The organism is uncultured Parasphingopyxis sp. (assembly GCF_937129435.1).
GTDB lineage: Bacteria > Pseudomonadota > Alphaproteobacteria > Sphingomonadales > Sphingomonadaceae > Parasphingopyxis.
In genome coordinates, this window is record NZ_CAKZNF010000064.1 from 1 (window position 1) to 10,184 (window position 10,184).

Genomic DNA, 10,184 nt, shown 5'->3' on the forward strand with positions numbered 1-10,184 from the left:
GAAGTAGATGCCGGTAATGAATGCAATGGTGCCACCCGACACGCCGGGGACGATATCAGCCGCCCCCATGGCCATGCCCCTCAGGAATACCGCAAAGGGATGATGGGAGTGAGGTACGTCGGCAGAAGACTCAGAGGGGCGTTCTGCGGTCACCGTACAACCCCACCCAACAGGGGCACAAAACGCACCGGTTCAATATCCCTGGTCTCGAAACGGTCGCCCTGGCGTACCATTTCCACCAACATCTGTGTGCCCTCGCCGATCGGCGCCACAATAACGCCTCCATCCGCCAGTTGGTCTTTCAGTTCCGGCGGGATCTCACGGGGTGCTGCGGTGACGATGATGCCATCAAACGGCCCCTGTTCTGGCCACCCCATACCTCCGTCTGCGTGCTTGAGCATGGTGTTGCGGTAGCCAAGCTGGCGAAGCCGGTCGCGGGCCCGGTCCTGGAGCGGTTTGATGCGCTCAACGCTGAAAACCTGATCCACCAGCCTGGCAAGGATCGCGGTCTGGTAGCCCGACCCGGTTCCCAGTTCCAGCACTTTCCGGGGTTTGTGGTGCATCAGGGATTCTGTCATTCGCGCGACAATGTAAGGCTGAGACAGGGTCTGACTGTAGCCAATGGGCAGCGCAGTATCTTCGTAGGCCCTATGGGAAAGCGCTTCATCAAGGAATATGTGACGCGGCACGTCCGCCATGGCCGTAAGCACCTGCTCATCGGCTATACCAGCCTCTCTGAGCCTTTGTATCAGTCGCATACGGGTTCGGCGGGACGTCATTCCAATACCGTCAATCGCTGCCACCATTAACGTCCCTCCCGTCCTGACAGCAACTCAACCCACTCTCGCAGTGGCGACAGTACCTCATGGCGCGTCATATCCACGTGGACGGGAGTGATCGAAACGTAATTCTCGCGCACTGCGTTGAAATCGGTCCCCGGTCCGGCGTCGCTGCCCTTGCCAGCGGCACCGATCCAGTATCGGGCTTTGCCCCGGGGGCAGGTCATCGGCACCGCGCAGATGGGTCTATCGCTTGGCGAAGCGACCGAGATGTACACCATCCTGACCGTCGGTGACGGTCTGGTGTCGCAAATCCCGGCCCTGATCGTATCGACCGCAGCTGGCCTGCTGGTCACCAAGGGTGGTCTTGATGGCGCGACCGAGAAGGCCGTCTTTGGCCAGATCAGTAACTATCCGGCAGCTCTTGGCGTTGCTGCTGCCCTGATGGCTGGCATGTCGCTTCTGCCGGGCATTCCGATGATCTGGTTCCTTGGTCTGGCAGTCGGGCTTGGATATCTGGCCTATTATATGGGCAAGCGCCAGAAGGATGCCGTTACGCAGGAGGAGCAAAAGGAAAGTCAGGCCGCCGCCGAGGCCGCTGGCCCACCGCCCGAAGAACCCATCGCCAATTCGCTGCGCATGGACTATGTCCGGCTGGAACTGGGGTATGGCCTGCTTTCGCTGATCAGTACTGAACGCGGTCAGAAACTGACCGATCAGATCAAGGCGCTGCGCCGTCAGCTTGCCGGTGACATGGGTTTTGTCATGCCATCTGTGCGCATTCAGGACAATATGCAGCTTCCGGCCAACACCTATGTGCTGCGCGTCAAGGAGATCGAAGCGGGCCGTGGTGATCTGCGCCCGAACATGTTGCTGGTGATGGATCCGCGGGGTGAAGAAATCACCCTGTCTGGTGAAAAGACCATGGAACCGACCTTTAACCTGCCGGCCATGTGGATCGAACAGGGCATGAAGGAAGAGGCCATGTTCCGCGGTTACACCGTGGTCGATCCGCAAACCGTGATCACGACCCACATTACCGAGGTCATCAAGGACCATATGCCGGAACTTCTGTCTTATGCAGAAACCCAAAAGCTGCTTGATGAACTTGATGATGATCAGAAGAAACTGGTCGAAGACATCGTACCGGGTCAGGTTTCTGTCGGTGGTGTTCAGCGCGTGCTGCAGAACCTTCTGACGGAGCGTGTATCGATCCGCGATCTGCCAACCATCCTTGAAGGCATTGCAGAATCAACCGCCTTTACGCGCAATCCGACCTTCATGACCGAACATGTGCGTTCGCGCCTTGCCCGTCAGTTGTCGGATGTGAATACCAATCAGGATGGTGTCATTCCGCTGGTGACCATGTCACCGCAGTGGGAGCAGATCTTTGCCGAAAGCCTTGTTGGTTCGGGCGAGGAAAAGCAGCTTTCGATCCCGCCAAGCCAGCTTCAGGAGTTCATCAACAAGGTCCGCACCACATTTGAGCGGTTGGGCATGATGGGCGAAAGCCCGGTCCTTCTGACCAGCCCGGGAATTCGTCCCTATGTGCGCTCGATCGTTGAACGTTTCCGCCCAAGCACCGTGGTTATGTCGCAAAACGAAATTCATCCCAAGGCACAGCTTAAAACACTGGGGCAGATCTGATGAATACGTTGATGCGATATAGCTGGCCTCATGCAACAGACATTCGGGGGGACTTGGATGCGTCTTAAGACCTTTACCGCCCCGACCATGACCGAGGCGATCGGCGCATCGGCATCCGCGATCAGAAGCACGTCCGATGTCGGGTTGGCGAGCGCGGCGGCGAAATCGGCGGCGGGTTCGTTCCATGGACGGGTGAGGCCGCAGCGCTGCCAGAGCGCGATCACGGCTTCGCTGTCGGAAATTTCGGCGCTGCGGATATCCATGGCTGGCCCGTCAAAAGGAGACGATAGTGGCGATTTTCGTCAGCGTCGAGCGGCGGCGTAGCGGCAATTGGCGCGGACGGGGCAGCCCTCGCAAACCGGCGCGCGCGGGCGGCAGTGCGACTGGCCGAGCTTTTTCAAGAGCAGGTGATGCTCGTCCATATCCGCCGCGCTCCATTCGGGCGGGAGGACGGGCATCAGCGCGTCATAGGCGCGCTCGGTATCGGCCTTGGCCGGGATCAGGCCCATGCGCTGCATGATGCGGCGATGGTGGCCTTCGATCACCATCACCGGCCGATCGAAGGTCGAGGTGTTCATCACCTGCGCGCCAATCTTGCGCGCGACGCCGGGCAGCGCCTCCAGCCAGTCCATCGCCTCTTCGGTGTCCAGCGCGGCCAGATGCGCCAGGCTGACCGCGCCGCACCGCTCCCGGATCGCGAGCAGGCAGTCCTTGAGCCGCTGCGCCGACAATTCGGGAAAGGTCTGCAGCGCGAGCCGCTCGGTCAGCTCCTCGACCGCCGCATCGGCCACCGCGTCCCAGGAGCCGTATTCCTCCAGAAGCCCGTCCGTCGAACGGTTCGACCGGACCGTCTTGGTCCGCGCACCAATGACGCCCTGCACGAGCGTCCACACCGGATCGCGGCGCTTGTCCTGCGGCCGGATGATGCGGCCGAAACGTTCGATCAGCGCGGCTTGGGTGCGACGGAGAGTATCGGTACGGGGGTCGTCGTCGAGGGGGAGTTGTAACGGGATGCTATTTCCTGAGAGCTTCGAGAAATGCGTCATTGGTGAGGCCCGCCTAACGGCTCAGGCCCGCAAGCGTGCCGGTCTTCACCTCTTTGTGCAGCGGCTCGACGCAGCCGATCGAATCCTTCCGCACCACGACATGGCTTCCGCGCTGGCGTTTCTGCTCGAACCCTAGCCGTTCCAGCGCGCGGACGACTTCAGCACCGGACAAGACCGGCAGCCGGGGCATCAAGCAGCGATGTCGAAACTGGTCACGATCGGCGCGCCGGCGAAATCCATCGGGAATTCTTCGAGATAAAGCTGGACCGCCTCACGCAGATTGGCGACCGCTTCTTCGACGGTTTCGCCCTGCGTCGTCGTCCCTGTTTCCGGGTTGAGCGCCACATAGCCGCCTTCGGGCGCGGGGTTGAGGATGGCGGTGAGTTGCATGCACGGTCTCCTTGGGACGAATTTATCAGCCGAAACCGCTTGGGTGCAAGATGGCTCAGTGGTTGGCCGCAATCATCACTGGCTGAAGCCTCTATTGGAGCGGCATCGACTTGTAGCTCACTCCCACTCGATCGTGCCCGGCGGTTTGCTCGTATAGTCGTACGTCACCCTATTGATCCCCCGCACCTCGTTGACGATGCGCGTCGCCGTGCGCGTCAGGAATTCGCTGGGGAAGGGATAGACATCCGCCGTCATGCCGTCCGTGCTGGTCACGGCGCGCAGGGCGCAGACATAATCGTAAGTGCGGCCGTCGCCCATGACGCCGACGGTTTTCACCGGGAGCAGCACGGCGAAGGCCTGCCAGATCGCATCGTAAAGGCCGGCGTTGCGGATTTCTTCGAGGTAGATCGCGTCGGCCTTGCGCAGGATGTCGCAGCGGTCCTTGGTCACTTCGCCGGGGATGCGGATGGCGAGGCCGGGGCCGGGGAAGGGATGGCGGCCGACGAAGATTTCGGGGAGGCCGAGCTCGCGGCCGAGCTCGCGGACCTCGTCCTTGAAGAGCTCGCGCAGCGGCTCGACGAGCTGCATGTTCATGCGTTCGGGCAGGCCGCCGACATTATGGTGGCTCTTGATCGTGACGCTGGGGCCGCCGGTGAAGCTGACGCTTTCGATCACGTCGGGATAGAGCGTCCCCTGCGCCAGATAGTCGGCGCCGCCGATCTTCTTCGCCTCGTCCTCGAACACGTCGATAAACGTCTTGCCGATGAACTTGCGCTTCTTTTCGGGATCGGTCTCGCCCTTCAGCCCGTTGAGGAACAGCGTTTCGGCGTCCACATGGACGAGCGGGATGTTGTAATGGCCGCGGAAGAGCGAAACGACCTGATCGGCTTCGCCCTGCCGCATGAGGCCGTGATCGACGAAGACGCAGGTCAGCTGGTCGCCGATCGCTTCGTGGATCAGCACAGCGGCAACGGCGCTGTCGACGCCGCCCGAAAGCCCGCAGATGACCTTTCCGTCGCCGACCTGCTCGCGGATTTCGGCGATTTTCGTGGCGCGGAATTCGGCCATCGTCCAGTCGCCGGCGCAGCCGCAGACATGGCGGACGAAATTGGCGATCAGCCTGGCGCCGTCGGGCGTATGGACGACCTCGGGATGGAATTGCGTCCCGTAATAGCGCCGCTCGTCATCGGCGATCAGCGCGAAGGGCGCGCCGTCGGTGGTCGCGACGATCCGGAAGCCCTCGGCAAAGCGCGTCACCTTGTCGCCATGGCTCATCCAGACCTGATGCTTCTCGCCGACCTTCCACAGCCCGTCGAAGAGCACGCATTCTTCCGAAATTTCGATAAAGGCGCGACCGAATTCGCCGCCTTCGCCGGTTTCGTGGCCGGGCCGCACCTCGCCGCCGAGCTGGTGAGTCATCACCTGCTGGCCGTAGCAGATGCCGAGGATCGGCAGGCCGCTTTCGAAGAAGATGTCCGGCGCGCGCGGGCTGCCTTCGTCGGGGACGCCGGCAGGGGAGCCGGACAGGATGATGCCCTTGGGCTGCATCCGCTCGAACGCTTCCTCGGCGCTGTTGAACGGTGCGATTTCGGAATAGACGCCGGCCTCGCGCACCCGGCGCGCGATGAGCTGCGTCACCTGGCTCCCGAAATCGACGATGAGGATGGATTCGGCGTGAAGCGATTCTGTCGGCTGGCTTGGCATGGCGAGGCAATAAATATCGCCGCCCGCCCTGTCCAGCGATCAACCCTCAGCGCGGGAAACCACCCGCTTCACGCTTAACCATCATTCGCAATCCGGACGAAGCTTTGCATGCTATAGGCCGGGCGACGGTTAATTTGCGCTTGCGGGCCCCGGCAGGGGGTGCGTTCGGCGCCCGAAGGGATTGCATGCTCCGTGTCCTGACTCTCTCGACGCTGTTTCCGGACGCGCTTCGGTCGAGCTTCGGCATTTTCGTCGAACGGCAGACGCTGGCGCTGGCCGCGCGCGAGGATGTCGAGGTCGAGATCGTCGCGCCGATCGCGATGCCGCCCTGGCCGCTTCGGCGGCACCCGCGCTACAGCGACATGGCCGCGCTTCCTCGCCACGAGATATGGAAGGGCATGCTGGTGCATCGCCCGCGCTTCACCCATCTGCCGGCGACGGGCAGCAGGTTGCGGCCCTGGATGATGGCGCGGGCATTGCTACCCAAGCTGCGCGAAATTCGGGAGCGCTTTCCGTTCGACGTCATCGACACCGAATTCTTCTTTCCCGACGGCCCGGCGGCGATGCGGCTTGCCGAAGCGCTGGATGTGCCCTTTTCGATCAAGGCGCGCGGCAGCGACATCCATTATTGGGGAGCGCGGCCGCAAAGCGGCGTTCAGATCGACAAGGCCGCCGCTCGCGCCGGCGGACTTGTCGCCGTCAGCGAGGCGTTAAAGAGTGACATGATCGCGCGCGGCATGGATGGCGACAAGATCACGGTGCTGTATGCCGGGATCGACCGTCACCGCTTCAAGCTGCGCGATCGCGAAAAGGCGAAGAAAGCGCTTGGCGTATCGGGCCCGCTGATCACGACCGTGGGTACATTGTCCGGCCTGAAGGGCCAGCATATCGTCATCGAGGCGCTGGCCGGAATTCCGGACGCCACGCTGATCCTCGCCGGGGAAGGGCCGAGGCGCAAGGCGTTGACCGACCAGGTCGAAGCGCTGAACCTGTCCGGCAGGGTGCGGATGCCGGGCAACCTGTCGCACGACGATGTCGCGACCTTGCTCTCCGCCGCCGATGTCATGGCGCTGCCGTCCGAGCGCGAGGGGCTCGCCAATGCCTGGGTCGAAGCGCTCGCATCGGGAACGCCCGTCGTGATCACCGATGTCGGCGGCGCGCGCGAGATCGTCGACCGGCCCGAAGCGGGGAAGATCGTCGCGCGCGACAGCCAGGCGGTCGCCGACGCGATCGAGACGATCCTTGCCGATCCACCCGACCGCGAAGCCGTTCGCGCGACGGTCGAGGAATTTTCATGGGACCGGACGGCTCAGGCGCTTCGCGACCAGCTTCAGAGCGTAGTCCGACAAGCTTCGAAAGGCTCTCCCATGGTTAACGACCGTTTAGCATCTTCCGGTTAAGTCATTCCGAACTGGCGATATCGCAGGAGTCACCATGCCGCGAAGAATCAAGGCGTTGCTCGATCTGCTCGAGGAGGAGACCGGCCGCTACGCCGCGTCCAGCGATCACATCGCCAAGCAGACGAAGATGCTGGCGCTGAATGCCACGATCGAGGCCGCCCGTTCGGGCGAGGCCGGGCGCGGCTTCGCCGTGGTCGCGCAGGAAGTGAAATCGCTGGCCACGAGCGCTGCCAATACGGCGTCCGATTTTCGCGCCACCGTGATGGACCGGCTCGCGCGCGGATCGCGGATCGTGGACGAGCTGGTCGAAGAACTGGAAGGGGCGCGGCTCGCCGACCTCGCCCGTTCGATTACCGAGTGGACATTGCAAACGCTGAACGCGCGCGGCACGGACATTCGCATCGTTGCCACCGATCGGCAAATCCGCGATTTCGTTCGCAATCCGCAGGACCCGGAACGCTTGGCCGCGGCGGCGGAACGGCTTCGCGGCCAGCTGGCTTTCTCCGACTTCTATCGCAACGCTTTCATTGTAGGAGCGAGTGGCCAGATGCTGTTCGCTCTCGACGAGAGCACGGCGCCGATGGACATCAACTTCACCGGCCACCCCCAGTTCGAGCGCGCGAAACGCAGCAAGGGCCCGCACGATTATTCGGCCGACGAGATCTGGGGCAATCCTTATGCCAATGAGCGGCCTTGCATCATGTTCGTCTCGGCGATCCGTGACAAGGGCATGGAGGGAGGCGAGATCATCGGTGTCGTCTATCTGGAATATGATTGGGAGCGTTTGGCAAAATCGGTGTTCGAATCGCAGAACATCGCCGAGGACGATCGCCTCCTGCTGCTCGATACCGGTCACAAGATCGTCGCATCATCACGCGACGACGCATCAGGCACGCCCTATGCATTGCCCGATGATTTAGGAAAAACCGGCAGCTTCAGCCGAGAGGGCATGAACGTTTCCTATGCCCATGGTTCGATCGAGAACGGCTTTAGCGGGCTCGAACTGTTTTGCGTGATCGAACACCGAATTCGCGACCGGCACGAGGTGCTGGCCGCTGTCGGCCTGACCGATGAGGATGAAGCGATCGGGATCGACGAGGCGCGCAACGCCGCATAGCGAAGGGCGCGACACCTTGCGGTGCCGCGCCCTCGGTTCAGTCCTGCGCGTTTGCGTTAGATCCCGCGGATGCGGACATTGGTCACGCGGCCGTGGCGAATGTCGCAATCGAACCGGCCCCGGTCCCAATCGCGATCATAGCGTGCGTTCCGGTTCCACCGATTGTGCCCGTTCCGGCCGTAGCGGCTTTCGTCGACGACGATACGTCCTTCGACTTCATAACCGTTCCGGTTGCGATCGACATCGGTGACCTGGGTCACGCGGGCGTCGCGTCCGTAGCGCAGGCCTTCCTGCCGGGCGGCGGCAACGCACTGCTGCACGGCCTGACGCGGATTCATGCGGCCATAGGCATAGCCGTTGCGGCGGTCGTAGCGGTCGCCATAGCGCCGGTCGTGCCGGTCGTCATAGCGATCGTCATCGTCGCTGGCGGCAGCGATTATCGCGGCCACACCGCCCAGAATGGCGACGCCGGTCAGCACATCGCCGGCATCGATACCGTTATCCTGGCGATACTGGGCCTGTGCCGAGGTGGCGGTCACGCCGGTGAGCGCGACGGCAGCCGTGGCGCCCAGAAAAGTCTTGGTGAGGGTCTTCATGTCGCATCTCCTTGTCATTGGCGGCATTTCAATCTGTGGAGACAGTTATAGGCGATTCGCTTTGACCTCGGCCTGAACCCGGCTTTAGGCTGACGTTCATCTAAATAGGCTGCTGCATGAACAACAATATCAGGCCGGTTTTAACCACCCTTGCCCTATGACCGCGCCGGATATGCTGCGCGTTCTCGTCCTTTCCACGCTCTTTCCCGATGCGACGCGTCCGACCTTCGGCGTGTTCGTCGAGAAGCAGACGCTCGCGCTTGCAGCGCGGAGCAACGTCGCCGTGCACGTCGTCGCGCCCATCGGCGCCCCCGCTTGGCCATTGTCGCTCCATCCGCGTTATCGCGGTTTTTCCGCCGTTCCGTACCGTGAGGACTGGAAGGGCCTGACCGTCGAGCGACCGCGCTTTCCCGTGATCCCGAAAATCGGTCAGGCGCGCCGCCCCGCCGCCATGGCGCGCGCACTCATCCCGCTTCTCGAAGACATGCGCGGGCAATTTCCCTTCGACGCGATTGCGGCGCAATTCTTCTATCCCGACGGCCCGGCCGCCATCGCACTTGGCCGCCACTTCGGCGTCCCCGTCTCGATCAAGGCACGTGGGGCGGACATTCATCTCTGGGGCCGGAAATTCGCGACCCGCCGCCCGGTCCGCGAAGCCGGAAGAGCGGCCGAGGGGCTATTGGCCGTCAGCGGCGCGATGAAGGCGGACATGATCGCGCTCGGTATGCCGGCCGAGCGGATCACGGTTCACTATACCGGCATCGATCGCGATTTGTTCACGCCCGCCGACCGCCAAAAGGCCAAGGCGGAATGGGACGTTGCCGGCCCGTTGATCATCACGGCGGGAGCGCTGATTCCCCGCAAGGGCCAGGTGCTCGTCGTCGAGGCGATGCGCGAACTGCCCGATGCCACGCTCTTTCTCGTCGGCGAGGGGGAACATCGCGGCGCGATCGAACGGCGGATCGCGGTACTGGGACTGGAGGGCCGTGTCCGCCTTCTCGGAAGGCAACCGCACGACGCGGTCGCGCGGCTGTTGGCGGCGGCGGACGTGATGGCGTTGCCATCGGAGTCGGAGGGGCTCGCCAATGTCTGGGTCGAGGCGCTGGCCTGCGGAACGCCGGTCGTGATCAGCGATTGCGGCGGCGCGCGCGAACTGGTCGACCGGCCCGAGGCCGGCGCCATCGTGCCGCGCGAACCGGGCGCCATCGCGAAAGCGATCGCGGCCATCCTCGCCGATCCGCCGTCACAAGCGGCTGTGCGCGAAACCGTTGCCGAATTTTCCTGGGAGCGAAATGGCGAGGCGCTGGAAGCGCAGCTCCGCCAGCTTGTAGGTGAAAACTGAGGTAGATTGGATCGTCAGAATTTCGCTAGCGCGAAATCGCCGCACCAGCCCGCACCCCCACCCGGCCTCCCACTTAGTGTATTCTCATGGGAGGCCGGGTGGGGGTGCGGGCCGGTGCGGCGCTCGACCGACAGGTCGAGTCTGACAATATCAAAACTACCCC

The 10,184-nt window shown here is 62.9% G+C and carries 12 protein-coding genes and 1 pseudogene; 5 read left to right on the top strand and 8 right to left on the bottom strand.

What is annotated here, in order from left to right; translation table 11 throughout:
- Together Q0139_RS15540 and Q0139_RS10915 are read right to left on the bottom strand one after the other, a co-directional pair.
- The coding region (locus tag Q0139_RS15540; RefSeq protein WP_367180743.1) for a DUF368 domain-containing protein at positions 1-75 on the bottom strand (75 nt) is incomplete at its 3' end.
- 74 nt (positions 76-149) lie between these two features.
- Complete coding sequence (locus Q0139_RS10915; protein ID WP_367180744.1) at positions 150-779, bottom strand: protein-L-isoaspartate(D-aspartate) O-methyltransferase; 630 nt, start codon at positions 777-779, stop codon at positions 150-152.
- A 144-nt stretch (positions 780-923) separates the two neighbouring features.
- Between Q0139_RS10915 and Q0139_RS10920 the strand changes: the two genes are divergently transcribed.
- Positions 924-2,426 (top strand): FHIPEP family type III secretion protein, encoded by a 1,503-nt coding sequence (locus Q0139_RS10920; protein ID WP_298021537.1) that lies wholly within the window; start codon positions 924-926, stop codon positions 2,424-2,426.
- Here the strand turns inward: Q0139_RS10920 and Q0139_RS10925 are convergent.
- The 5 genes from Q0139_RS10925 to guaA all read right to left on the bottom strand — a co-directional run bounded on the left by Q0139_RS10925 (position 2,387) and on the right by guaA (position 5,566).
- Positions 2,387-2,689, bottom strand: coding sequence for a hypothetical protein (locus tag Q0139_RS10925; RefSeq protein WP_298021553.1), 303 nt, complete (start codon positions 2,687-2,689; stop codon positions 2,387-2,389). The two genes, Q0139_RS10920 and Q0139_RS10925, sit on opposite strands and share 40 nt — an antisense overlap.
- A 39-nt stretch (positions 2,690-2,728) precedes the next feature.
- Positions 2,729-3,472, bottom strand: coding sequence for an endonuclease III (nth, locus tag Q0139_RS10930; protein WP_298021556.1), 744 nt, complete (start codon positions 3,470-3,472; stop codon positions 2,729-2,731).
- Between the two features lie 13 nt (positions 3,473-3,485).
- Positions 3,486-3,662, bottom strand: coding sequence for a type II toxin-antitoxin system HicA family toxin (locus Q0139_RS10935; RefSeq protein ID WP_298021559.1), 177 nt, complete (start codon positions 3,660-3,662; stop codon positions 3,486-3,488).
- On the bottom strand, positions 3,662-3,862 hold the full coding sequence (locus tag Q0139_RS10940; RefSeq protein ID WP_298021561.1) for a type II toxin-antitoxin system HicB family antitoxin: 201 nt from the start codon (positions 3,860-3,862) through the stop codon (positions 3,662-3,664). The genes Q0139_RS10935 and Q0139_RS10940 overlap by 1 nt, the downstream gene beginning before the upstream one ends.
- Positions 3,863-3,979: 117 nt before the next feature.
- On the bottom strand, positions 3,980-5,566 hold the full coding sequence (gene guaA, locus Q0139_RS10945) for a glutamine-hydrolyzing GMP synthase (RefSeq protein ID WP_298021564.1): 1,587 nt from the start codon (positions 5,564-5,566) through the stop codon (positions 3,980-3,982).
- Positions 5,567-5,751: 185 nt separating this feature from the next.
- Here guaA and Q0139_RS10950 point away from each other — a divergent pair, with 185 nt between their 5' ends.
- From Q0139_RS10950 to Q0139_RS10960, 3 genes and pseudogenes are all read left to right on the top strand, one after another.
- A complete protein-coding gene (locus tag Q0139_RS10950) occupies positions 5,752-6,966 on the top strand; it encodes a glycosyltransferase (protein WP_298021568.1) in 1,215 nt (404 codons plus the stop codon).
- Between the two features lie 109 nt (positions 6,967-7,075).
- Positions 7,076-7,267 (top strand): annotated as a pseudogene (locus Q0139_RS10955) (methyl-accepting chemotaxis protein); the annotation flags it as partial.
- On the top strand, positions 7,259-8,083 hold the full coding sequence (locus Q0139_RS10960; RefSeq protein ID WP_298021575.1) for a cache domain-containing protein: 825 nt from the start codon (positions 7,259-7,261) through the stop codon (positions 8,081-8,083). The pseudogene Q0139_RS10955 and the gene Q0139_RS10960, both read left to right, overlap by 9 nt.
- A gap of 56 nt (positions 8,084-8,139) precedes the next feature.
- Here Q0139_RS10960 and Q0139_RS10965 read toward each other — a convergent pair whose 3' ends face one another.
- A complete protein-coding gene (locus tag Q0139_RS10965; protein WP_298021571.1) occupies positions 8,140-8,679 on the bottom strand; it encodes a hypothetical protein in 540 nt (179 codons plus the stop codon).
- 157 nt (positions 8,680-8,836) lie between these two features.
- Here Q0139_RS10965 and Q0139_RS10970 point away from each other — a divergent pair, with 157 nt between their 5' ends.
- Entirely contained in the window at positions 8,837-10,021 is a 1,185-nt protein-coding gene (locus Q0139_RS10970) for a glycosyltransferase (RefSeq protein ID WP_298021573.1), read from the top strand.
- Positions 10,022-10,184: the final 163 nt, after the last annotated feature.

What these genes read in the sequence shown, in the direction of transcription:
- Q0139_RS10915 (WP_367180744.1), bottom strand. Translation starts at nt 779, where the DNA reads ATGACGTCCCGCCGAACCCGTATGCGACTGATACAAAGGCTCAGAGAG.
- Q0139_RS10925 (WP_298021553.1), bottom strand. Translation starts at nt 2,689, where the DNA reads ATGGATATCCGCAGCGCCGAAATTTCCGACAGCGAAGCCGTGATCGCG.
- nth (WP_298021556.1), bottom strand. Translation starts at nt 3,472, where the DNA reads ATGACGCATTTCTCGAAGCTCTCAGGAAATAGCATCCCGTTACAACTC.
- Q0139_RS10935 (WP_298021559.1), bottom strand. Translation starts at nt 3,662, where the DNA reads ATGCCCCGGCTGCCGGTCTTGTCCGGTGCTGAAGTCGTCCGCGCGCTG.
- Q0139_RS10940 (WP_298021561.1), bottom strand. Translation starts at nt 3,862, where the DNA reads ATGCAACTCACCGCCATCCTCAACCCCGCGCCCGAAGGCGGCTATGTG.
- guaA (WP_298021564.1), bottom strand. Translation starts at nt 5,566, where the DNA reads ATGCCAAGCCAGCCGACAGAATCGCTTCACGCCGAATCCATCCTCATC.
- Q0139_RS10950 (WP_298021568.1), top strand. Translation starts at nt 5,752, where the DNA reads ATGCTCCGTGTCCTGACTCTCTCGACGCTGTTTCCGGACGCGCTTCGG.
- Q0139_RS10965 (WP_298021571.1), bottom strand. Translation starts at nt 8,679, where the DNA reads ATGAAGACCCTCACCAAGACTTTTCTGGGCGCCACGGCTGCCGTCGCG.
- Q0139_RS10970 (WP_298021573.1), top strand. Translation starts at nt 8,837, where the DNA reads ATGACCGCGCCGGATATGCTGCGCGTTCTCGTCCTTTCCACGCTCTTT.